The 22,320-nt window shown below is 72.3% G+C and carries 24 protein-coding genes; 14 read left to right on the top strand and 10 right to left on the bottom strand.

Annotation, left to right across the window (positions count from 1 at the left end):
• Positions 1-18 precede the first annotated feature (18 nt).
• The 3 genes from ABZ818_RS04020 to ABZ818_RS04010 all read right to left on the bottom strand — a co-directional run bounded on the left by ABZ818_RS04020 (position 19) and on the right by ABZ818_RS04010 (position 1,482).
• Positions 19-165: a hypothetical protein gene (locus ABZ818_RS04020; protein WP_361410381.1), complete on the bottom strand. Its 147-nt coding sequence runs from the start codon at positions 163-165 to the stop codon at positions 19-21.
• A 196-nt stretch (positions 166-361) separates the two neighbouring features.
• On the bottom strand, positions 362-1,063 hold the full coding sequence (locus ABZ818_RS04015) for an endonuclease V (protein ID WP_361410378.1): 702 nt from the start codon (positions 1,061-1,063) through the stop codon (positions 362-364).
• 92 nt (positions 1,064-1,155) lie between these two features.
• Positions 1,156-1,482: a plasmid stabilization protein gene (locus ABZ818_RS04010; RefSeq protein WP_361410375.1), complete on the bottom strand. Its 327-nt coding sequence runs from the start codon at positions 1,480-1,482 to the stop codon at positions 1,156-1,158.
• A 240-nt stretch (positions 1,483-1,722) separates the two neighbouring features.
• Between ABZ818_RS04010 and ABZ818_RS04005 the strand changes: the two genes are divergently transcribed.
• The gene (locus ABZ818_RS04005; RefSeq protein ID WP_361410372.1) at positions 1,723-2,139 is read left to right on the top strand and encodes an SsgA family sporulation/cell division regulator; all 417 of its coding nucleotides are present in this window, start codon (positions 1,723-1,725) and stop codon (positions 2,137-2,139) included.
• Positions 2,140-2,212: 73 nt separating this feature from the next.
• Here ABZ818_RS04005 and ABZ818_RS04000 read toward each other — a convergent pair whose 3' ends face one another.
• A complete protein-coding gene (locus ABZ818_RS04000; protein WP_361410369.1) occupies positions 2,213-2,887 on the bottom strand; it encodes a GPP34 family phosphoprotein in 675 nt (224 codons plus the stop codon).
• A gap of 312 nt (positions 2,888-3,199) precedes the next feature.
• On the opposite strand from ABZ818_RS04000, the gene ABZ818_RS03995 reads away from it, so the two are divergent.
• From ABZ818_RS03995 to ABZ818_RS03985, 3 genes are all read left to right on the top strand, one after another.
• Positions 3,200-4,825: an ABC-F family ATP-binding cassette domain-containing protein gene (locus tag ABZ818_RS03995; protein ID WP_361410366.1), complete on the top strand. Its 1,626-nt coding sequence runs from the start codon at positions 3,200-3,202 to the stop codon at positions 4,823-4,825.
• Between the two features lie 106 nt (positions 4,826-4,931).
• Positions 4,932-5,708: a dimethylargininase gene (gene ddaH, locus ABZ818_RS03990; protein ID WP_361410363.1), complete on the top strand. Its 777-nt coding sequence runs from the start codon at positions 4,932-4,934 to the stop codon at positions 5,706-5,708.
• Positions 5,709-5,946: 238 nt separating this feature from the next.
• A complete protein-coding gene (locus ABZ818_RS03985) occupies positions 5,947-6,921 on the top strand; it encodes an acyl-ACP desaturase (protein ID WP_361410360.1) in 975 nt (324 codons plus the stop codon).
• Here ABZ818_RS03985 and ABZ818_RS03980 read toward each other — a convergent pair whose 3' ends face one another.
• Both ABZ818_RS03980 and ABZ818_RS03975 read right to left on the bottom strand, forming a co-directional pair.
• Positions 6,922-7,188 (bottom strand): WhiB family transcriptional regulator, encoded by a 267-nt coding sequence (locus ABZ818_RS03980; RefSeq protein ID WP_361410358.1) that lies wholly within the window; start codon positions 7,186-7,188, stop codon positions 6,922-6,924.
• Between the two features lie 412 nt (positions 7,189-7,600).
• Positions 7,601-7,741 (bottom strand): hypothetical protein, encoded by a 141-nt coding sequence (locus ABZ818_RS03975; protein WP_361410355.1) that lies wholly within the window; start codon positions 7,739-7,741, stop codon positions 7,601-7,603.
• 625 nt (positions 7,742-8,366) lie between these two features.
• Here ABZ818_RS03975 and ABZ818_RS03970 point away from each other — a divergent pair.
• Positions 8,367-9,158, top strand: coding sequence for a VOC family protein (locus ABZ818_RS03970; protein WP_361410352.1), 792 nt, complete (start codon positions 8,367-8,369; stop codon positions 9,156-9,158).
• A gap of 24 nt (positions 9,159-9,182) precedes the next feature.
• Here ABZ818_RS03970 and ABZ818_RS03965 read toward each other — a convergent pair whose 3' ends face one another.
• Complete coding sequence (locus ABZ818_RS03965; RefSeq protein WP_361410350.1) at positions 9,183-10,259, bottom strand: LacI family DNA-binding transcriptional regulator; 1,077 nt, start codon at positions 10,257-10,259, stop codon at positions 9,183-9,185.
• Positions 10,260-10,379: 120 nt separating this feature from the next.
• A complete protein-coding gene (ligD, locus tag ABZ818_RS03960) occupies positions 10,380-11,405 on the bottom strand; it encodes a non-homologous end-joining DNA ligase (RefSeq protein ID WP_361410347.1) in 1,026 nt (341 codons plus the stop codon).
• 75 nt (positions 11,406-11,480) lie between these two features.
• Between ligD and ABZ818_RS03955 the strand changes: the two genes are divergently transcribed.
• Entirely contained in the window at positions 11,481-12,551 is a 1,071-nt protein-coding gene (locus ABZ818_RS03955) for an ATP-dependent DNA ligase (RefSeq protein ID WP_361410344.1), read from the top strand.
• Between the two features lie 76 nt (positions 12,552-12,627).
• On the opposite strand, the gene ABZ818_RS03950 is transcribed toward ABZ818_RS03955, so the two are convergent.
• Entirely contained in the window at positions 12,628-13,818 is a 1,191-nt protein-coding gene (locus tag ABZ818_RS03950; protein ID WP_361410341.1) for a zinc-dependent alcohol dehydrogenase, read from the bottom strand.
• Between the two features lie 261 nt (positions 13,819-14,079).
• Here ABZ818_RS03950 and ABZ818_RS03945 point away from each other — a divergent pair, with 261 nt between their 5' ends.
• A complete protein-coding gene (locus ABZ818_RS03945; RefSeq protein ID WP_361410510.1) occupies positions 14,080-15,027 on the top strand; it encodes a DUF3048 domain-containing protein in 948 nt (315 codons plus the stop codon).
• Positions 15,028-15,060: 33 nt separating this feature from the next.
• On the opposite strand, the gene ABZ818_RS03940 is transcribed toward ABZ818_RS03945, so the two are convergent.
• On the bottom strand, positions 15,061-15,525 hold the full coding sequence (locus ABZ818_RS03940) for a MarR family transcriptional regulator (protein WP_361410339.1): 465 nt from the start codon (positions 15,523-15,525) through the stop codon (positions 15,061-15,063).
• Positions 15,526-15,763: 238 nt separating this feature from the next.
• Between ABZ818_RS03940 and ABZ818_RS03935 the strand changes: the two genes are divergently transcribed.
• From ABZ818_RS03935 to pcaD, 7 genes are read left to right on the top strand one after another with little or no spacing between them, the layout of a single operon-like run.
• Positions 15,764-16,546, top strand: coding sequence for a CoA transferase subunit A (locus ABZ818_RS03935; RefSeq protein ID WP_361410508.1), 783 nt, complete (start codon positions 15,764-15,766; stop codon positions 16,544-16,546).
• On the top strand, positions 16,546-17,190 hold the full coding sequence (locus ABZ818_RS03930) for a CoA transferase subunit B (protein WP_361410336.1): 645 nt from the start codon (positions 16,546-16,548) through the stop codon (positions 17,188-17,190). The genes ABZ818_RS03935 and ABZ818_RS03930 overlap by 1 nt, the downstream gene beginning before the upstream one ends.
• Entirely contained in the window at positions 17,187-18,389 is a 1,203-nt protein-coding gene (locus ABZ818_RS03925; protein ID WP_361410333.1) for a thiolase family protein, read from the top strand. Before ABZ818_RS03930 ends, ABZ818_RS03925 begins: the two co-directional genes overlap by 4 nt.
• A 19-nt stretch (positions 18,390-18,408) precedes the next feature.
• On the top strand, positions 18,409-19,182 hold the full coding sequence (pcaH, locus tag ABZ818_RS03920) for a protocatechuate 3,4-dioxygenase subunit beta (protein ID WP_361410330.1): 774 nt from the start codon (positions 18,409-18,411) through the stop codon (positions 19,180-19,182).
• Between the two features lie 6 nt (positions 19,183-19,188).
• Positions 19,189-19,794, top strand: coding sequence for a protocatechuate 3,4-dioxygenase subunit alpha (gene pcaG, locus ABZ818_RS03915; RefSeq protein ID WP_361410327.1), 606 nt, complete (start codon positions 19,189-19,191; stop codon positions 19,792-19,794).
• Complete coding sequence (gene pcaB, locus ABZ818_RS03910; RefSeq protein ID WP_361410324.1) at positions 19,791-21,143, top strand: 3-carboxy-cis,cis-muconate cycloisomerase; 1,353 nt, start codon at positions 19,791-19,793, stop codon at positions 21,141-21,143. The genes pcaG and pcaB overlap by 4 nt, the downstream gene beginning before the upstream one ends.
• The gene (gene pcaD, locus ABZ818_RS03905; RefSeq protein WP_361410321.1) at positions 21,140-22,255 is read left to right on the top strand and encodes a 3-oxoadipate enol-lactonase; all 1,116 of its coding nucleotides are present in this window, start codon (positions 21,140-21,142) and stop codon (positions 22,253-22,255) included. Before pcaB ends, pcaD begins: the two co-directional genes overlap by 4 nt.
• Positions 22,256-22,320 lie beyond the last annotated feature (65 nt).

Raw genomic sequence — 22,320 nt, 5'->3', positions numbered from 1 at the left:
GCTTACGACGGCACCGGGCTACAGCGACCAGTCGGCCACGGTCCAGATCATCCCGGCTATCCAGCCGAGCCCCGCCAGTGCGGCGAGGATCAGGGCGGTGTTCACGGCACGCTCGACGGGGCGGGCCGGGTCGGCGAGGGGCTTGTGGGAACGGTGCGTCGTCATGCGCCACAGCCTGCCCAGGGGCCCCCGGTGGCCACATCCGTACGGATACTCAGATGGCGTACTCAAAACCGGGCCTCGGACCCGGACCCCGGGGCCGGCCCTCGGAGCTGGCCCTCGGAGCTGGCCCTCGGAGCTGGGCCTCGGAGCTGGGCCTCGGAGCTGGGCCCCAAAGCCGGACACACGCCCCCGTGCCCCGCTAGGCCCTGTCCTCCGTGGCCTCGCGCAGGGCGCGGCGGCACAGGGCGTCGGCGCGGCGGGTCGTCTCCGGGAGGCGGTAGTTCGGGGTGAGGGCGAGGGTGTGCGCGCAGGCGTTGTCCAGGCTCACCCGGTGGCCGACGGAGACGAAGACCGGCTTGACGCCGTCCCGGGTGCGCAGGGCCCGGCCGACCTCGTCGGCGCCGGCGAGCAGCGGGGAGGCGCTGCCCCGCGGGGTGTCCGGATCCTCGTGGGTGAAGGTGAACGGGTTCTTGGCGACACCCATCGTCGGCAGTCCGGTCAGCACACCGAGGTGGCTCGCCAGTCCGAAGCGCCGGGGGTGGGCCAGTCCGTAGCCGTCGCAGACGACCAGGCCGGGCGGGCAAGGCAGGGCGTCCAGCGCGGCGAGCACGGTGGGGATCTCACGGAAGGCCAGCAGCCCGGGCACGTACGGGAAGGAGATCCGCCCGACGGCGGTGGTCTCGGCGACGACGCGCAGGGTGGCCGCGTCCAGGACGACGGCCGCCGCCGCGACGAGGTCCCGCTCGTCGTCGTAGGCCACGTCGACCCCCGTGACGTGGCCCGTACCGGGCGGCGGGCCGGGCTCGTCCCGCACCACCCGTTCGCGCGACTCGTCCTGGACGGCGCGGGCCTGCTCCTCGGTGGCGGGCCAGCCCGCGGGAACGCGTACGGTCGTCGTCATGATGGGCCGAGCGTACGGCCACCGGGTACGGCACGGCGGGGCGGGCCCGCGTTCCTGACCGGAGGCGGGCCCGCCCGACTGGGCATCGGTGGTCAGCCTCTGCCCAGGGCCTGCCGCAGCTGCTGCTTGTTCATGTCCGAGCGGCCGTGAATGTTGCGCCTTTTGGCCTCCTCGTAGAGCTGGTCGTAGGTGGGCCCCTCGGAGCCCCGGCCCGAACGCTGCCCGCCCCGCCTGCCGGAGGACATGTCCTGGGTGGAGGTGCGGCCGGCGGTCTTCGACTCGCCGCTGCGGGCACGCTCCTTGTTCACCGTGCGCGCGGCGATCTCCCTGGCGCGTTCGGTGCTCTCCCCCCGGTCCTGCGCGCTCTGCTTGATGTGCTCGTACTGGCGCTCGCGCTTGGAACTGGAACCGCGTGGCATGCCGTTCACTTCCTCTCTGTGCAAGGAACGGATACCGGCAATTCTGGATCGGTTCGCCATTTCGGGCGATATCCAGTCCTCCAGTCGAGCGACGCGAGAGCCGTGTCACGTCCGTGAATGAACGCGGTGACGGAGGTCACTGGCTCCTCGTGTGCACGGATCGGCGGCTTCCGTCGTCTCTTCCAGTGCCCGGCCTCATCCGACCGGAGGTTCGTCCGGCCGTCACAAGGGAGCATGGCCATGTCCACCGACATCGAGCAGTTCGTGGAGGCGCGCCTGGTCTCCGCCATGCCACGGATGCCCAGCATTCCCGCCACGCTGCACTACGACCGGCGCGACCCGTTCGCCGTCCGGATGACCTTCCCGGCCCCGGCCACCCTCGAAGGCGTGGATGTCTGCTGGCTCTTCGCCCGTGACCTGCTGGCGGCCGGTCTGCGGGAGCCCGAGGGCGACGGCGACGTACGGGTGCGGCCGTACGGCTTCGACCGCACCGTCCTGGAGTTCCACGCCCCCGAGGGCACGGCCGTGGTGCACGTCCGCAGCGGTGAGATACGGCGCTTCCTGGAGGCCACGAGCGAGCTGGTGCCGCTCGGTCTGGAGCACCTCCAGTTCGACCTGGACCAGGATCTGGCGGAGCTGATGCGGGACGCCTGCTGACCGCCCCCACCCGATGCGGGGCCCGTGGGCGGGGCGCCCGGGGCTGACGGCCCCGGGGCCCGGACGGTCCCGGTCAGCCGCTCGCCGCGGCGGCGGAGGCCGCCGTGGTCGCCATGACCACCGCCGCGCTCACCTCGCGCACCACCCGGCGCAGCGCGGGGGCCGCGGCTCCGCTGCGCTCGGTCAGTTCCTCGATGCGCTGCCGGTGGCGCTTGCGGTCCTTGGCGGGCACCAGGGTGCGCAGTTCGGCGGCGGCCGCGAGGGCGACGACGGCCGCGTCACGTTCGGAGACCTCCGCGGCCGGCACCGGGCCCTCCAGCGCCCGGCGTGCCTCCTCCCGCAGCGCGTCCACGACGGCGACGCGCTCCAGGGCGTAGTCCACGGACGAAAAGACACCGAGGACCCGGCGCCGCTCGGCGCGCAGAAACCCTTCGGCGGCCAGCTGCTCCCGCACGGCGTCGAGGGTGGTCCGGGCGTGCAGCGTCACCCAGGTCTTCCAGCGGCGGGGCCGGGACTCCCGGACGAGTTCGAGCAGTCCGTCGAGCACCGGGTCCCCGGTGTCGGTGTCCAAGTTGGCGGGTGCGGCGATGCCGTCGTCGTCGACGAGCAGTCCGCGCTGGGCCAGCTCGGTCAGGGCACCGGCCCGGACCAGGTGGTGCAGTTGGGCGGTGCCGGTGATCTTCAGCCGCTTGGTGTCCCAGGCCAGCAGGTAGAGCCGGGCGGGCAGCGAGAGCGAACCGTCGGGCACGGGGCCTCCTTCCGGGGGGGGCTCGGGCCCACCCATTATTTCGTTGACAGGTGTCCCGGTCCCTCCTACCGTTTGCAACGGTCCTGTTGCCGTCGATTGGAGAAGGACGTTGCTCGTCTGAGGTCCTGAGGCACCGCGTCGCACCGGTCAGGTGTGTGCGTGGCGCGCGACCTCGGCGTCCGAGCCGTCCCGAAGGAAATCCGGCCCAGGGCTTTTCTCATGCCCCGTGACCCCCGTTCCACACGGTGACCTCGCCCCGCGGTGTCTCACACGCGTCTGCCCCTGACCGCACCCAGCCATCGCGAGGCGCGCATGTCCTCATCCATCACCTGTACCTCCCTCTCCTTCGCCTGGCCCGACGGCAGCCCCGGCTTCACCGGCCTCGACGTCGCCTTCGGACCCGGCAGGACCGGCCTGGTCGGCGTCAACGGCTCGGGAAAGTCCACCCTGTTGAAGCTGATCGCCGGCGAGCTCGAACCGGCCGGCGGTGCCGTCCGCGTCACCGGCGAGGTGGGACACCTTCCGCAGAACGTCACGCTCGACACCGCGCTGCGGGTCGACGAGGCGCTCGGCATCGCCGCGCAGCGGGCCGCGCTGCACGCCATCGAGGCCGGTGACGTCGCCGAGGAGCACTTCGAGACGGTCGGCGACGACTGGGACGTGGAGGAGCGCGCCCTGGCCACCCTCGGCGAGCTCGGGCTCGGCCGCGTCGACCTGGACCGCACCATCGGCGAGGTCTCGGGCGGCGAGTCGGTGCTGCTGCGGCTGGCCGCGCTGCTGCTGCGCCGGCCGGACGTGCTGCTGCTCGACGAGCCGACCAACAACCTCGACCTGCACGCGCGCCGCCGGCTGTACGCGGCCGTCGAGTCCTGGCCGGGCGTGCTGGTCGTGGTCAGCCACGACCGCGAACTCCTGGAGCTCGTCGACCAGATCGCCGACCTCAACTCCGGCCAGGTCACCTGGTACGGCGGGAACTTCTCGGCGTACGAGGAGGCCCTCGCCCTGGAGCAGGAGGCGGCCGAGCGCATGATGCGCGTCGCCGAGGCGGACCTGCGCAAGCAGCAGCGCGAACTGGCCGACGCCCAGGTCAAGCTGGCCCGGCGCAAGCGGTACGGCCAGAAGATGTGGGACCAGAAGCGCGAGCCGAAGATCGTCATGGGCGCCCGCAAGCGCGCGGCGCAGGAGTCCGCGGGCAAGCACCGCATCATGCACGAGGAGCGGCTCGCCGAGGCCAGGGAACGGCTCGACGAGGCGGCGGAGGCGGTGCGGGACGACGACGAGATCCGCGTCGACCTGCCGTACACGGCCGTACCGCCGGGCCGTACCGTGCTCACCCTGCGGGATCTGGAACTGGCGTACGGCGCGCGCGTCGACAGAGGTCTCGACGTGCGCGGTCCTGAGCGGGTCGCGCTGATCGGGCGCAACGGGGCGGGCAAGACGACGCTGCTGCGCACCGTCGCCGGGGAGCTGCCGCCGGTTTCGGGCGAGGTGACCACCCATGTGCCGGCGCGGTTCCTGCCGCAGCGGCTGGACATCCTCGACGGCGAGCTGAGCGTGGCCGAGAACGTGGCCCGTCTCGCGCCGGGTGCCACCAACAACCGGATCCGGGCGCAGCTGGCCCGCTTCCTGTTCCGGGGCGCCCGCGCCGACCAGCTCGCGGCGACGCTGTCCGGCGGCGAACGCTTCCGGGCCGCGCTGGCCGCGCTGCTGCTGGCGGAGCCCGCGCCGCAGTTGCTCATGCTCGACGAGCCGACGAACAACCTGGACATGGCGAGCGTGCGCCGGCTGACGACGGCCCTGGAGTCCTACGAGGGCGCCCTGATCGTGGCCAGCCACGACCTGCCGTTCCTGGAGTCCCTCGGCATCACCCGCTGGCTACTGCTGGAGGAAGGGGAACTGCGGGAAACCTCCTGGGAATCCGTCGCGGATCCCGCTTAGCACCCGGCGGGCTTTTGTCCGGGCGGACGCTTGTCGCATGATGGCGGCCCGGTGCGGTCACGGCCGCGCCGGGAACCTCCCCCCGCGCAGACACGAAAGGCCCCTCGTGCCCACCAAGAAGGCCCTCGTCCGCCACCCCGGTCCACGTCTCGCCGAAGGGCTGGTGACCCATGTCGAGCGGGAGGAGGTCGACGTCGAACTGGCGGTGCGGCAATGGGCGGCGTACGTCGAGGCACTGCGCGACCATGGCTGGGAGACGGTCGAGGTCGAACCGGCCGACGACTGCCCCGACGCGGTGTTCGTGGAGGACACCGTCGTCGTGTACCGGAACGTCGCCCTGATCACCCGTCCGGGCGCCCGGTCCCGGCGTGGCGAGACCGCCGGGGTGGAGCAGGCCGTGGCCCGTCTGGGCTGCTCGGTGAACTGGGTCTGGGAGCCGGGAACCCTGGACGGCGGGGACGTGCTGAAGGTCGGCGACACGGTCTACGTCGGTCGCGGCGGGCGCACCAACGCGGCCGGCGTGCAGCAGTTGCGGGCGGTGTTCGAGCCGCTCGGGGCGCGGGTCGTGACCGTACCGGTGAGCAAGGTGCTGCATCTGAAGTCGGCGGTGACGGCGCTGCCCGACGGGACGGTCATCGGGCACATCCCGAAGGTGGACACGCCGTCGCTGTACCCGCGTTTCCTGCCGGTGCCGGAGGAGTCCGGCGCCCATGTGGTACTGCTCGGCGGCGACAGGCTGCTGATGGCGGCGAGCGCGCCGAAGACGGCGGAACTGCTGGGCGACCTCGGCTTCGAGCCGGTCGTGGTGGACATCGGCGAGTTCGAGAAGCTAGAAGGCTGTGTGACGTGCCTCTCGGTACGGTTGCGGGAGTTGTACGCCTGACGAGGCGGGCGGCGCCTGTTCCAGCCCCGGGACCTGCGGTCCTGGAGCGCTTCTGGGCGTCCGTCAACTCCTTTTCGGCACCCTTCTGATCAGCCACCTTTACGGCGAACTTAACCTACGGATTCGTAACCTACGGTTTCGTAGCCTACGATCCCGTAGGTTCCCGTGCACCGCTCGCCGGGCCGTTCCGTTCCGCCCTGCCCGCCCCCGCTTCCCCGCGCGTCCCCTTGGAGTTTCCGTGACCCTCACCTCTCCTCACCTCGGCAGCCCGTCCGCATGGACCGACGCGCGGCTGCTGTACGCGCTGGAGGAAGTGGTCGAGAAGGAGCTGAACCGGCATCTGACGGTCGCCAAGGACTGGATGCCGCACGAGTACGTGCCCTGGAGCGACGGCCGCAACTTCCCCGGTCTCTTCGAGGACGGCGAGGCCTGGGACAAGGAGCAGTCCAAGGTCACGGAGGTCGGCCGGATCGCCCTGGTGGTCAACCTGCTGACCGAGGACAACCTCCCCAGCTACCACCACGAGATCGCCACCCTGTTCGGCCGGGACGGCGCCTGGGGCACTTGGGTGCACCGCTGGACGGCCGAGGAGGGCCGGCACGGCATCGTGATGCGCGACTACCTGCTCGCCTCGCGCGCGGTCGACCCGGACAAGCTGGAGCAGTTCCGGATGGCGCACATGAGCGAGGGCTTCGAGTCGGACAACCGGCACTCGATGCTGCACTCGGTCGCGTACGTCGCCTTCCAGGAGCTCGCCACCCGTATCTCGCACCGCAACACCGGGCACCAGTCCGGCGATCCGGTCTGCGACCGCATGCTGGCGCGCATCTCGACGGACGAGAACCTGCACATGGTCTTCTACCGCAACCTGCTCAAGGCGGCCTTCGAGATCGCGCCCGACCTGACCATGCAGGCAGTGCGGGACGTGGTGGTCGACTTCCGCATGCCCGGCCACGGCATCCCCGGCTTCGAGCGGGCGGCGGCGCAGATGGCCATCGGCGGCGTCTACAACCTGCGCATCCACCACGACGACGTGCTCCAGCCGGTGCTGCGCTTCCTGAAGGTGCTGGAGATCGACGGCCTCGGCCCCGAGGGCCTGCAGGCGCAGGAGGAGCTGGGCCTGTTCATGGGCGGGCTGAACGACGAGGCGACGAAGTTCGACGAGCGGCTCGCCGCGCGGCGGGCGCGGATGGCGGCGCGGGCCGGCGCCTGATCAGCCGTTCGCGCACGGGGCGGACCGCTGGGTCCGCCCGAGGGCCTGCCGTTCCTTCTCGGACAGGCCACCCCAGACGCCGAAGCGTTCGTCGTTCGCGAGGGCGTACTCCAGGCAGGCCGAGCGCATCTCGCACATCCCGCAGATGCGCTTCGCCTCACGCACCGAGCTGCCCGGCTCGGGAAAGAAGAAGTCGGCCCCGGTCTGCGCGCACAGGGCCCGGTCCTGCCAGGCGATGCCGGCCGGGGTGGTCGTCTCGAAGTGCATGAACGGGATCGTGCCGGTCGACGCGAAACATTCGATCAACACCGGCTCAACGCGTCCCCCGCAGTCACCCCACCGCCCCGATGATGACCGCACCCCCACCCGAACCGCACGGCGGCGCGCGGAAACCCCGAAAATATGCCCGGGCTCCACTCGTGCCGGGAACGACGACCACCGGGCCAACCGCCGCTGCCGGGCGACCGCCGTCAGCGGGGCCGACCAGCGCAGCCAGGTGACCATCGCCAGCGGGGCGACCGCCAAGGGCGGGTGACCGCTGTCAGCGGCCCGACCGAAGCGGACGGGTGACCGCCTCGGCGGAGGCCGACCGCCGCTGCCAGGCGACCAACGCCAGCGAGTCCACCGCGGCGGGGTGACCGCCGTCAGCAGAGGGACCGCAGCAGCCAGGTGAACACCGTCAGCGGGGTGACCGCACCGGGCGGGTGACCGCCTCGGCACGTGGCGACCACCGCTTCCGGGCGACCACCGCCAGCAGGTCCACCCGCCACCGGGCCGACCACCGCGGGCAGTCGAGCAGCATGACCAGGACAACGGCCACGCGCAGGATTGACAGCCACGCCCCTGGGCGACCGCCGTGCCCGCGACCACCGCTCTCGACCGAGGCAACAGCCCGAGTCGAGCGGCAACCTCGCCCGCAGGCCCGCCGTCGTCGCCGCGCGACAACCTCGCCCCAAGCAGCCCACCGTTGCCGTACGGCGACGCCCAGGGTCGACCATCGCGACCCTCGACCAGTCCCGTCACCGTGCCGTGTGGCGGTCCCGAGGGGCGACCGTCGTGACCGGGGTGCCGCAGGGAACCGGGGCGGCGGCCGCGACCGGGTAACCCCGCGACCACCGCAGTCGACCGGGGCAGCAGCTCCGAGCCCGCGCAGCGACGCCGTTCCAGGGCCGGCGGTCGTTGCCTCGCGGCAGCCACAAGGCCCAGGGTGGGCACTCGCCGTGCAGCGGCCCGAGCCCGAGCGGCGACCTCGCCCCCAAGGTCCGCCGTCGTTGCCGCGCGACGCGCCGTGTCGCCGCCGCGAGCACGAGTGGCGACCACGTCCCGGGCCGGACCTCGCCGCCATGCCGCAGCACGGTAGGGCGTCGTGTTGCGGCGGCGGTTGTCGGTGGGCGGTGACAGACTCGGCAGTGCAGACAACCGGGCACCTTCGAAGGAGGGCAAGGATGCTCACCACCCGTTTCGTCAACGGCGCTCCTAACTGGATCGACGTCGGTACCCCCGACATCGACGGCGCCGGCTCCTTCTACGGCGCTCTCTTCGGCTGGCGGTTCCAGTCGGCCGGGCCGCAGGCCGGTGGCTACGGCTTCTTCCAGCTCGGCGGCCGGACGGTGGCCGGCGGGATGCAGACCACGCCGGAGCAGGGGCCGCCCTCCTGGACCGTGTACTTCCAGAGCGCCGACGCGGCGGCGACCGCCAAGACAGCCGAGGAGGCGCACGGGACCGTGCTGGTCCAGCCCATGGACGTGATGGGCGAGGGGCACATGGCGGTCCTCGCCGACAAGGCGGGCGTGCCGTTCGGCATCTGGCAGCCGGGGCGGATCAAGGGCGTGGACATGGCCGGCGAGGCGGGCTCGCTGTGCTGGGTCGAGCTGTACACGGCGGACATCGCCGCGGCGGCAGCGTTCTACAACAAGGTGCTGGGCCTGGAGACCTCCGCGGTGCCCTTCCCCGGCGGCACCTACACGTGCGTGAACCCCGCCGAGGGTGGCGAGGAAGCCATGTTCGGCGGCATCGTGGCCCTCGCCGACGACCCGACCGAGGCGAAGACGGGCGCGTACTGGCTGCCGTACTTCGAGGTCCCGGACACGGACGCGACGGTGGCCAGGGCCGAGGAACTGGGCGGCACGGTCCGGGTGCCCGCGACCGACGTCACGGGCGTCGGTCGTATCGCCAGGCTCGCCGACCCCTACGGCGCCCGCTTCGCGGTGATCAGGAGCACCCCGCCGCAGACGTGAGGTCACCCTGGCGGCCCGGCGGGCTCACGCGGACGCGCGCCGTACGAGGGTGGTCGGCAGGATGACGCTGCGCGGCGCGCCGCCCACCCCGGCCTCGGCGCCCTGCCCGTCGAGGTCGCGCAGCAGGAGGCGGGCCATCAGCCGGCCCATCTCCTCGATGTCCTGACGCACGGTCGTCAGCGGCGGCTCGGTCTGCTCGGCCACGGGCAGCATGTCGTCGAAGCCGACCACGGCGACGTCGTCGGGGACCCGCAGCCCGCGCTCGCGCAGCACGCGCAGGGCACCGGAGGCGGTGAGGTCGTTCGCGGCGAACACCGCGTCCAGGTCGGGGCAGCGGTCGAGGAGTTCGCGCATGGCGCGCTCGCCGCCGGCCGGGGTGAAGTCGCTCTCCACGATCAGCCGAGGGTCGGCGTCGACCATCACGTCCCGGAAGCCGTCGAGCCGGTCCACCGCCGAGGTCTGGTCGAGGGCGCCGGTGATGTGCCCGATCCTGGTCCGGCCGAGGCCGACCAGATGCCGTACGGCCTCCCGCGCCCCGCCCCGGTTGTCGCTGTCGACGTAGACGACCGCGGGGTTCCCGGCCGTCCGCGCGGGGTCCGCGGCGCCGGGGGCGGTGTCGTCGCTCCAGCCGGGCCGCCCGCCGAACACGGTCGGCACCCCGGCGCGCCGGATCAGCCCCGGCAGCGGGTCGTCGAGGTGGAGCGAGAACACGAGCGCGCCGTCGACGTGACCGCCGGCAAGGTAGCGCCCGACCCTGGCGTGGTCGTCACGCCCCTCCGTCAGCAGCAGCACGAGCTGCGAGTCGTGGGCCGTCAGCTCCTTGCTGATGCCCCGCAGTTGCAGTGCGAAGAAGGGGTCGGCGAAGACCCTGGTCTCCGGTTCGGCGACGACGACGGCGACGGCGTCGTGCCGCTTGGTCACCAGGCTGCGGGCGGCCTGGTTCGGCACGTACCCGAGTTCCTCCACGGCCCGCCGCACCCGTTCGGCCAGCGGCTCCCTCACCCCGTCGCCGCCGTTCACCACCCGCGACACGGTGGCCCGCGACACCCCCGCACGCGCGGCCACGGCCTCCAACGTGGGACGCGACGCTGTCTCGGTCACTTCTGCGCTCCTCACCGGCGTTTGCTGATCAGGATAGCCGCGCCCGGGCCCCGCCGTGAGAGCGCTCTCGCCCCGGAGCGCGCCTCCCACCAGGGGTGCCCGCTCCCTCAGCCCGCTCCCTCAGCCCGCGGCCGGGCCCTCCTTCTTCGCCCGGCTCGGCTGGACCCGCTTCGGCTCGCCCGGCATCTTCGGGTACTCGGGCGGGTAGGGCAGATCACCGAGGCCGTGGTCGCGTTCGTCCTGGGCGGCCAGTTCCAGCAGCGCCTCCAGGGAGAAGGCGTGGTTGTCCATGTCGGCGTGCACGTCGCCGACTTCGGCGAACCGGGAGGGCATGGTGGCCACGTCGAAGTCCTGGGGCCGGGCGGTGCCGACCTCCTCCCAGCGCAGGGGCGCCGAGACGGGGGCGTTTGGGCGGGGGCGCACGGAGTAGGCGGAGGCGATGGTGCGGTCGCGGGCCGTCTGGTTGTAGTCCAGGAAGATGCGGGCGCCGCGCTCCTCCTTCCACCACTTGATCGTCACGTGCTCGGGCATCCGGCGTTCCATCTCCCGGCCCACGGCGATCGCGGCGCGCCGTACCTGGGTAAAGGTCCAGCGCGGCTGGATCGGCACGAACACGTGCAGGCCGCGGCCGCCGGAGGTCTTGGGCCAGCCGCGCAGGCCCCCGAACTCCTCCAGCACGGACCGCAGTTCGTGGGCGGCGCGCACGGCGTCGGCGAAGTCGGTGCCGGGCTGGGGGTCGAGGTCGATGCGCAGTTCGTCCGGGTGGTCGACGTCGTCGCGGCGTACCGGCCAGGGGTGGAAGGTGAGCGTGCCGTACTGGGCCGCCCACACCACGGCGGCCTCCTCGGTGGGGCACATCTCGTCGGCGCTGCGGCCGCTGGGGAAGGTGATGTGGGCGGTGGGAATCCACGCGGGCATGCCCTTGGGCGCCCGCTTCTGGAAGAACCACTCGCCGGTGATGCCGTCCGGGTAGCGCTCCAGGGTGGTGGGGCGGTCGCGCAGGGCGCGCAGGATGCCGGGGGCGACGGCCTGGTAGTACCGGGCGATGTCCAGCTTGGTGAACCCGCGCTCGGGAAAGAAGACCTTGTCCGGGCTGGACAGCCGTACGGTCCGCCCGCCCACCTCCAGTTCCACCGCATCGCCCATGCGAGCCACGGTAGGGGCAGCTCGCTGTCCTCGCACACCGGGCGAGCACGCGCGCGGGCGCGCAGAATGCTAGCCATGGACCTGCCGGTGATGCCCCCTGTGAAGCCGATGCTCGCCAAGTCGGTGGCGAGGATCCCGCCGGACATGCAGTACGAGGCGAAGTGGGACGGGTTCCGGGCGATCGTGTTCCGCGACGGCGCCGAGGTCGAGCTCGGCAGCCGTACGGGAAGGCCGCTGACCAGGTACTTTCCCGAGCTGGTCGAGGCGCTCAAGGAGCGGCTGCCCGAGCGGTGCGTGCTGGACGGGGAGATCGTGATCGCGCGGGAGGGCCGGCTGGACTTCGACGCGCTGACCGAGCGGATCCACCCGGCCGACTCCCGGGTGCGGATGCTGGCCGAGCGGACCCCGTCGTCCTTCGTGGCCTTCGACCTGCTCGCCCTGGACGGCGAGTCCCTGCTGGACGTGCCGCTGTCCGACCGGCGCGCGCTGCTGGTCCGGGCGCTGGCGGGGGTCACCGCTCCGGTGCACGTGGCGCCCGCCACGACCGACATCGAGGTGGCCCGGCGCTGGTTCGAGCAGTACGAGGGCGCGGGCCTGGACGGTGTCGTGGCCAAGCCGCTGGGGCTGCGCTATCTCCAGGACGAGCGGGCCATGTTCAAGGTCAAGCACGAGCGCACGGCGGACGTGGTGGTCGCCGGGTACCGCCACCACAAGAGCGGCCCCGTCGTCGGCTCGCTGCTGCTCGGCCTGTACGACGACCGGGGCACCCTGCAACACGTCGGCGTGTCCGCCGCGTTCCCGATGAAGCGGCGCGCCGAGCTGATCGAGGAGCTGGAGCCGCTGCGGATGGACGACGTCACCGGGCACCCGTGGGCGGCCTGGTCGGACGAGGCGGCCCACGAAGCGGCCCGGCTGCCCGGCGCGCCCAGCCGCTGGTCGGGGAAGAAGGACCTGTCCTGGGTGCCGCTGCGGCCGGAGCGGGTGGCCGAGGTGGCCTACGACCACATGGAGAACGGGGCGCGGTTCCGGCACACGGCCCGCTTCCGCCGCTGGCGTCCGGACCGCGCGCCGGAGAGCTGCACCTACGCCCAGTTGGAGGAGCCGGTCCGCTACGACCTGGCTGAGGTCTTCGGCTCCCACCCCTGAGCCCGCCGGCCCCAGCCCGTGCACGGCGGGCCCATGCGCGGCGGGACGCGGCGGCCCGGACGCGGGCCGCCCGCGCTCACGGCCGCATGACGACCTTGACGGCCCCTTCCTGCTTGCGCTGGAACATCTCGTACGCGTGCGGGGCGTCCGACAGCGGCAGCCGGTGCGTGGCGAAGTCGTCGACGCCGAGCGGGTCCTCGTCCGTCAGATAGGGCATGATCTCGTCGGTCCAGCGGCGGACGTTGGCCTGGCCCATGCGCATCTGGATCTGCTTGTCGAAGAGCGTGATCATCGGCATCGGGTCGGCCGTGCCGCCGTAGATGCCGCTCAGGGAGAGCGTGCCGCCGCGGCGCACCAGTTCAATGGCGGCGTGCAGGGCGGCGAGCCGGTCCACGCTGAAGCGTTCCGCGAGCGGTGCGCTCAGCGCGTGCGGCAGCACCGCGGCGGCCTGCTGGACGAGACGGGCGGCCGCGCTGCCGTGCGCCTCGGTGCCGACCGCGTCGATCACGGCATCGGGCCCACGTCCCTGTGTCTCGTCGCGGATCGCCGCGACCAGCTCCTTCTCGTGGTCGAAGCCGCGCAGGTCGTAGGTCTCCACGCCCCGCCGGCGCGCCCGGACCAGCCGTTCCGGGACCAGGTCCACGCCGAACACCCGCTCGGCGCCGCGCGCCTTGGCGATCCGGCACGCCATGTCGCCGATGGGGCCGAGACCGAGTACGGCCACACTCCCGCCGCGCGGCACGTCGGCGTACGCGACCGCCTGCCAGGCGGTCGGCAGCACGTCCGAGAGATAGAGGAACCGGTCGTCGGGCGGGCCCTCGGGGAGCTTGATCGGGCCGAACTGGGCTTGCGGGATGCGCAGGTACTCGGCCTGGGCGCCCGGCACGGCGCCGTACAGGCGGGTGTAGCCGAACAGGGCGGCACCCATGCCCTCGCTGGTGACCTGAGTGGTCTCGCACTGGGTCGTCAGGCCCGCGGAGCACATGAAGCAGTGGCCGCAGGAGATCTGGAACGGTACGACCACCCGGTCGCCGGGCTTGAGGTTCGGCACCTCGGCGCCGACCTCCTCCACGATGCCCATGGGTTCGTGGCCGAGGATGTCGCCCGGTGTCATGAACGGCGTGAGCACCTCGTAGAGGTGCAGATCGGAGCCGCACAGGCCGGTCGAGGTGATCCGGATGACGGCGTCCGTCGGCTCCTGGATCTTCGGGTCGGGGACCTCGTCCACCCGAACGTCGCGCTTGCCCTGCCACGTCACTGCCTTCATCGCGGCGCGCTCCCTCCGTGGTTCTGCCTCTCCTGTGCCGCGCCCGAGTACCCGCGGCCCGACCCGCCGAACCGCCGGCCGGCTCATTGGGCCGATCGGCCCACTGGGCGCGCTCGATCAGAACCGAACGGGTATGGCCACCGATGAGCGGATAAACACACAGTCAAAAGACAGAAGTACGGAGACGGGGGCTGAAGGGTGGACTTTGGACGAAGCGTGAGCGTGCGCTACTCCGCCTCGGCGGTGGCGCTGCTGGCCGCCATGGCGACGGCCACCGTGGCGACGGGCTGCACGGCGCGGCACGGCACCGTCGAGGACGGGCGGAACGGAAAGGGGGAGACCCCGAGGCCGGTGCGGGAACTTCCGCAGACCCCGGCCCCGAGTCCTGAGCAGTCCGGACCCGTCCTCGCCGTCAAGATCGACAACGTGGGAGCGGCCCGCCCCCAGACCGGTCTGAACGCCGCCGACATCGTGTACGCGGAGCAGGTCGAGGGCGGGCTGAGCCGACTGATGGCGGTCTACGCCACCCGGCTGCCCCCGGTCGTCGGGCCGGTGCGCAGCGCGCGCGAGTCCGACCTCGAACTGCTGCGCCAGTTCGACCGTCCCACGCTCGCCTTCTCCGGCGCCCAGAAGAAACTGCTGCCGCTGATCGACGCCGCCCCGCTGTCCCCCAGAACGCCCGACAACAAGCCCGACGCTTACTTCCGGGGCACCGCCAAGCCGGCCCCGCACAACCTCTACCTGCGCCCCGACAAACTCCTGGACTCGGCCCCGGGAGCGGACGCGCTGACCACCGGCTTCCGCTACGGACCGGCACCAGCGGGCGGCCGCGCCGAGACCTCGCGCACGGTCCGCTACCCGGCGGCCCGCTTCACCTTCACCTGGTCCACGAAACAGCACGGCTGGAAGGTGGCGATGGACGGCAGCCAGACCGTCACGACCGACGGGCAGCAGGTGGTGCCCACGACGGTCGTGGTGCAGCACGTGAGGGTACGCAAGTCGGATCTGCACGACGTGCTCGGCAACTACACCCCGTACACCGAGACCGTCGGCTCGGGGAAGGCGGAGGTACTGCGCGACGGGCGGGTGTACGACGCCACCTGGAAGCGCCCGAGCGCGGCGGACGGCACGCGGTTCACTGCCGCCGACGGCACGAACGTGAACTTCGCCCGGGGTCAGGTCTGGGTGGTCTTCACCCCGGACCGGTGACGTGCGGGCGGTGACCGGCGACGACGGCGGACGTCAGGGCTGTGCGGCGAGGGGTGCCGCCGGATGGCGCAGCCCCTCGGCCGCGTCCGCGACCCGCCGGATGAGGTCGAAGAAGAGGGCCTGCTCGTCGGCGCTGAGCGGCCCCAGGAAGACCTGGTTCATCCGGGCCGTGCGCACGGTGAGCTTCCGGTGGGTGCGCTCCCCCTCCCCGGTCAGCCGCAGCAGGAAGCGGCGTCCGTCCTGCGGGTCACGCACCTTGTCGAGCAGCCCGCGACGGCCGAGGCGGCTGATCACCTCCGCGATGGTGGACCGGTCGAGGCCCACCCGCTCCCCCACCGTGCGCTGGTCGAGCCCCGGCTCGGCGACGAGCACGTTCAGGACCGCGAACTGCGGCGAGGTGATCTCCTCGGAGACCATCGTGTTCCACAGCAGGTAGTGCGCCTGCTGCAACCGCCGGGCCAGATGCCCGGGGTGGGTCGAGAGGTCCACCGCGCCCATGTGCGCTCCTCGCGTTGGTCCGTCGTGTCGTTCGTGACGTTCTGTAGGTGCACTGAACGATACCGCCGGCGAGCCACCCGTCCACCACGGGTTTCCCGACACCTCGACCGTCCTGCTCATCCTGGTCAAGACGGTATTGACTGCGCACGCCCCGAGTGGCAGCGTGAGGGAACCCACGAAATAGTCAGTGCCCTGACTATCTGCGGTTGCTGGACGCTCGGCAGAGATGAGGCTTGCGATGGACAAGGTGGTCGCCACGGCCGTGGAGGCGGTGGCCGACGTATCGGACGGCGCGTCGCTCGCGGTCGGCGGTTTCGGGCTGAGCGGTGTGCCGAACGTGCTCATCCAGGCGCTGTACGAGCGCGGGGTGGGCGGGTTGTCGGTGGTGTCCAACAACTGCGGCGCGATGGAGTCGGGTCTGGCGGTGCTGCTGGCGGCGGGCCGGATCGGGCGGGTGACGGGCTCCTACATCGGGGCGAACAAGGAGTTCGCGCGACAGTATCTGGCCGGTGAGCTGGAGGTGGAGATGATCCCGCAGGGCACGCTGGCCGAGCGGCTGCGGGCCGGCGGCGCCGGGATCCCCGCCTTCTACACCCCGGCCGGGGTCGGCACGCAGGTCGCCGAGGGCGGACTGCCCTGGCGTTACGACGGACAGGGCGGTGTGGCTCTGGCGTCGCCGCCGAAGGAGGTCCGCGAGTTCGACGGCACCGAGTACGTGCTGGAGCGGGGGATCCGGACCGACTTCGCGCTGGTGCGTGCGGCGAAGGGCGACCGGCACGGGAACCTGGTCTTCAACAAGTCCTCCCGGAACTTCAACCCGCTGGCCGCCATGGCCGGCAAGGTCACCATCGCCGAGGTGGAAGAACTGGTTGAGCCGGGTGAGATCGATCCGGACGCGGTGCACCTGCCGGGCGTCTTCGTCCAGCGGGTAGTCGCCCTCACGCCGGAGCAGGCGGCGGACAAGAAGATCGAACAGCGCACGATGTCGGCGCCTTCGGCACGAGGAACGGTGAGCAGCTGATGGCCTGGACGCGTGAGGAGATGGCCGCCCGTGCCGCGCGGGAGCTGCGGGACGGCCAGTACGTCAACCTGGGCATCGGTCTGCCCACCCTGATCCCGAACTACCTGCCGGCGGGTGTGGAGGTGATCCTGGAGTCGGAGAACGGCATCCTGGGCACCGGCCCCTACCCCACCGAGGACGCCGTCGACCCCGATCTGATCAACGCGGGCAAGGAGACCGTCACGGTCCTGCCCGGCGCCTCCTTCTTCGACTCGGCGCTGTCGTTCTCGATGATCCGCGGCCAGCACATCGACGTCGCCGTGCTGGGCGCCATGCAGGTCTCCGCCGGCGGTGACCTGGCCAACTGGGCCATCCCGGGCAAGATGATCACCGGGATCGGCGGGGCGATGGACCTCGTCCACGGCGCCCGCACCGTCATCGTGGTGATGACCCACACCGCCAAGGACGGCTCCCCGAAGATCCTCGAACAGTGCGCGCTGCCCCTGACCGGCAAGGCGTGCGTGAACCGGATCATCACCGACCTCGGCGTCCTGGACGTCACCGACGACGGACTCGTCCTGGTCGAGACCGCACCCGGCGTCGGCGTCGGCGAGGTCACCGCCAGGACCGACGCCAAGCTGACCGTCGCAAAGGACCTGCTGTGAAGACCGTCTACCTCGTCGACGCGGTCCGCACCCCGATCGGCCGCTACAACGGCGCACTGGCGAGCGTCCGCCCGGACGACCTGGCCGCCCACGCGATCCGTGAACTCCTGGCTCGCACACCCGGCTTGGACCCGGTCCGGATCGAGGACGTCTACTTCGGCAACGCCAACGGTGCCGGTGAGGAGAACCGCAACGTGGGCCGGATGGCCGCGCTGCTGGCGGGCCTGCCGACCTCGGTGCCCGGGGTGACCGTCAACCGGCTGTGCGCCTCCGGTCTGGAGGCGGTGATCCAGGCCGCCCGCGCCATCGCGCTGGGCGACGCCTCCATCGCCGTGGCCGGCGGTGTGGAGTCCATGACCCGCGCCCCCTACGTGCTGCCCAAGTCCGACCGAGCCTTCCCCGCCGGGCACACGGAGATGTACTCGACCACCCTGGGCTGGCGCATGGTCAACCCGAGGATGGAACCGCAGTGGACCGTCCCACTCGGCGAGTCGGCCGAACTCATCGCCGAGAAGCACAAGATCAGCCGCGAGCAGCAGGACGAGTTCGCGCTCGCCTCCCACCAGAAGGCCGCCGCCGCGCAGGAACAGGACCTGTTCGACGCCGAGTTGGCGCCGGTCACCATCCCGCGGCGCAAGGGCGATCCACTGGTCTTCGCCGCCGACGAGTCCGTACGCCCGGACACGTCCCTGGCAGCCATGGCGAAGCTCAGGCCGTCGTTCCGCACCGAGAACGGCACGGTGACCGCGGGCAACGCCTCCCCGCTGAACGACGGCGCCGCCGCCCTGCTCCTCACCGACGAGGAGGGCCTGAAGGCCACCGGTCGCGAGCCGCTGGCCCGGATTTCCGCCAGCGGTGTGAGCGCCACCGACCCGCACTACTTCGGACTCGCCCCCGTCGAAGCCGTCAACCGGGCCCTGGCCAAGGCCGGGAAGACCTTCGCCGACCTCGACACCCTCGAACTCAACGAGGCCTTCGCCGCCCAGGTCCTCGGATGCGTCGCGGAGTGGCCCGAGTCCGACCCGGCCGTCCTCAACCCCCAGGGCGGCGCCATCGCCCTCGGCCATCCGCTCGGCGCCTCCGGCGCCCGGCTCGCTGGCACCGTCGCCCACCAACTCGCCCGCAAGGGCGGAGGAGTCGGCGTCGCCACCCTCTGCATCGGCGTCGGCCAGGGCCTCGCCCTCGTCCTCGAACGCTAAGGAAGCGCTAGGAATCCCCATGGCTCTCACTCAGCACGACATCGACCAGGAGATCGCGGCCGAGCACGCCGCCTACGAGAAGCGCGTCGCCGGCGGCTCCCCGGTCGAGCACCATCCGCGCCGCGACTACGCGCCGTACCGCTCCTCGGTGCTGCGCCACCCCAAGCAGCCGCTGGTCGCCATCGACGCCGCCAAGGACCCGGAGCTGGTCGAACTGTCCTCGCCCGCGTTCGGCGAGCGGGACATCACCGGAATCGACAACGACCTCACCCGGCAGCACACGGGGGAGCCGATCGGCGAGCGGATCACCGTCTCCGGGCGGCTGCTCGACCGCGACGGGCGACCCGTGCGCGGCCAGCTCGTCGAGATCTGGCAGGCCAACTCCGCGGGCCGCTACGCCCACCAGCGCGAGCAGCACGACGCCCCGCTGGACCCCAACTTCACCGGCGTCGGCCGCACGCTGACCGACACGGAGGGCTTCTACCGGTTCACCACGATCCAGCCGGGCCCGTACCCGTGGCGCAACCACGTCAACGCCTGGCGTCCGGCGCACATCCACTTCTCGGTCTTCGGCACGGCGTTCACGCAGCGGCTCGTGACGCAGATGTACTTCCCGAACGACCCGCTGTTCGCGTACGACCCGATCCTCCAGTCCGTGACGGACGACGCGGCCCGGCAGCGGCTGGTCGCCGCCTACGACCACAGCCTGTCGGTGCCGGAGTTCTCGCTCGGCTACCACTGGGACATCGTGCTGGACGGCCCGCACGCCACCTGGATCGAAGAAGGACGCTGACCTGCCATGACGAAGATCGACACGAGCAGCCCCGAGAACGTGCCGCCCACTCCGTCGCACACGGTGGGCCCCTTCTACGGCTACGCGCTCCCCTTCCGCGGCGGCGAGGAGATCGCGCCCCTGGGGCACCCGGACACGGTCACCGTGCACGGGTACGTGTACGACGGCGAGGGGCGGCCCCTGCCGGACGCCCTGGTGGAGGTGTGGGGGCCCGACCCGGACGGCAACCTGCCGGCCGTGGACGGCTCGATGCGGCGCGACCCGGCCTCCGGCGACCACCTCGGCCGCAACGGGGTCGAGTTCACCGGCTTCGGCCGCATCCAGACCGACGTCGACGGCCACTGGTACGTGCGGACGCTGCGGCCCGGCGCGCGCGGACGGAACGCCCCCTATCTCAGCGTGTGCGTGTTCGCCCGCGGACTGCTCGTGCATCTGTTCACCCGGATCTACCTGCCCGGCGACGAGGCCGCGCTGGCCGCCGACCCGCTGCTCGCCCAGGTGGACGAGGAGCGGCGCGGCACGCTGATCGCCGCGCGGGAGGACAGTGGGGCATACCGTTTCGACATCCGCCTTCAGGGCGAGGGCGAGACGGTCTTCCTGGAGTTCCGGTGACACCACCTGCCGCTGTTCCCGCCGCCGTCGGTCTCGACGTCGGTCTGCTCGGTCCGGGCTGGGCCGGCTCCCCCGCCGCGTCCGCGACGAGCGACTCCGCCTATCTGCGGGCCCTGCTCGACGCGGAGGCGGCGCTCACCCGGGCCCAGGCCGCGCTCGGCCTCGTCCCGGCCCGTGCGGCCGAGGCGGTGACCCGGGCGGCCGATCCGGACCGTTTCGACGTGCGCGCGCTCGCGGAGCGCGCCCGCGGCGGCGGAAACCCGGTCATCCCGCTGGTCGCCGACCTCACCGAGGCCGTGGGCGAGGAGTACGGCCCCTGCGTCCACCGGGGCGCGACCAGCCAGGACATCATGGACACGGCGACGATGCTGGTCGCCGTGCGGACCCTGGACCTGGTCCTCGCCGACCTGGCCCGCGCCGAACAGGCGCTGGCCCGGACGGCCGCCGCCCACCGCGACACGGCGATGCCGGGCCGGACGCTGACCCAGCACGCCGTGCCGACGACGTTCGGCCTGAAGGCGGCCGGGTGGCGGTCCCTGGTGCTGGACACCCGGGACCGCCTGACCCGGGTGCGGGACTCCCTGCCCGTCCAACTCGGCGGCGCGGCGGGGACCTTGGCGGCCTTCGCCGCGTACGGCGCCGAGGACCCGACCGCGCTCGTCACCGCGTACGCCCGTGAACTGGACCTGCGCGAGCCACTGTTGCCGTGGCACACGTTGCGCACCCCGGTCGCCGACCTCGCCGGATGCCTCGCCTTCGCCGCCGGGGCCCTGGGCAAGATCGCCGTGGACGTGCTGGTCCTGACCCGCACGGAGACCGCCGAACTCGCCGAGGGCAGCGGCGGCGGTTCCTCCGCCATGCCGCACAAGGCGAACCCCGTGCGGTCCACGCTGATCGCGGCCGCCGCCAGGCGAGCGCCGCAACTCGCGGCCACCCTCTACGGTTCGCTGGCGGCGCAGGACGAACGGCCGCCCGGCGCCTGGCACGCCGAGTGGGAGCCGCTGCGGGAGCTGCTGCGGCTCGTCGGCGGCGCGGCCCGCGACGCCGCGGAGCTGACCGAGGGGCTGCGGGTGGACGCGGACGCGATGCGCGCCCATCTCGGGCTGACCCACGGACTGATCGTCTCCGAGCGGCTGTCGGCCGAACTGGCCCCGCTGCTCGGCCGTGCCCGGGCGAAGGAGCTGCTCACCGAACTCGCCCGGCGTACCTACACCGAGAACCGAAGCCTCAGGGAACTCCTGTCGGAGCAGCCCGGGTTGAAGGACGCCGACCTGGCCGAGCTCACCGATCCGGCCCGTTACACCGGCGCCGCCGGAACCCTCACCGACCGTGCCTTGGAGCGACGTTGACCCTGCACCACCTTCTCGAAGGCCCCGCCTCCGCTCCCCCGCTGCTGCTCGGGCCGTCCCTCGGTACGTCGTACGCGCTGTGGGACAAGGTCGCGCCCGAGCTGGCGATCTCCCACCGGGTGATCCGCTGGGACCTGCCCGGGCACGGGGGTTCGCCGGCCGGGCTGATCGAGCCCGGCACGACCGTCGGCGACCTCGCCGGCCTGGTGCTGGCGCTCGCCGACTCGCTCGGCATCGAACGCTTCGCGTACGCCGGGGTGTCGCTGGGCGGTGCGGTGGGTCTGCACCTCGCCGTGCACCACCCCGAACGCCTCGACTCGCTCGCCGTCATCTGCTCGTCGGCCCACTTCAACGGCGCCAAGGCGTGGCAGGAGCGGGCCGCGCGGGTCCGGCGGGACGGGCTGGACTGGCTGGTCGAGAGCGCCGACGCCCGGTGGTTCGCCGGTGACTTCACCGTGCCGGAACTGGTCCGGGACCACCGGGAGGCCGACCCGGAGGCGTACGCCGCCTGCTGCGACGCGCTGGCAGCCTTCGATCTGACCGACCTGCTGCCTCGGATCGGCGCGCGCACGCTGCTCGTCGCGGGCCGCGAGGATCCGGCCACCCCGCCCGCGCATCTGCGGCAGATCGCCGACGCGGTGCCCGGCTCGGCGCTGGTGGAGATCCCCGGCGCCTCGCACCTGGCGCCGGCGCAGTGCCCCGAGGCGGTCCTCGCGGCGCTGCGCACCCACCTCGAGGGTGCTCCCCGGCGGGGCATGGAGGTGCGCCGCGAGGTGCTCGGCGACGCGCACGTCGACCGGGCGCAGGCCCGGCAGACCCCGTTCACGGCCCGCTTCCAGGACTTCATCTCCCGCTACGCCTGGGGCGAGATCTGGACCGACCCGACGCTGAGCCGCCGCGAGCGGAGCCTGATCACCCTGACGGCGCTGATCGCACACGGCCACTACGACGAACTGGCCATGCACGTACGGGCGGCCCGCCGCAACGGGCTCACCCCCGAGGAGATCGGCGCGGCGCTGCTCCAGAGCGCCGTGTACTGCGGGGTCCCGGCGGCGAACTCGGCGTTCGCGGTGGCCCAGCGGGTGCTGGCGGAGGAATCCGGGGAGGAGTGACGAAGAGCGACTAGTGGTAATGGTGAGTAATCAACGGACCGTGGCGCCGTCGGTCGCCGACGCGA

Origin of the sequence: Streptomyces sp. NPDC047453, assembly GCF_040643155.1 — a bacterium.
In the GTDB taxonomy this organism is placed as follows: Bacteria; Actinomycetota; Actinomycetes; order Streptomycetales; family Streptomycetaceae; genus Streptomyces.
The sequence above is the reverse complement of the archived record's forward strand: the minus strand, read 5'-3'. Positions and strand labels throughout refer to the sequence as shown.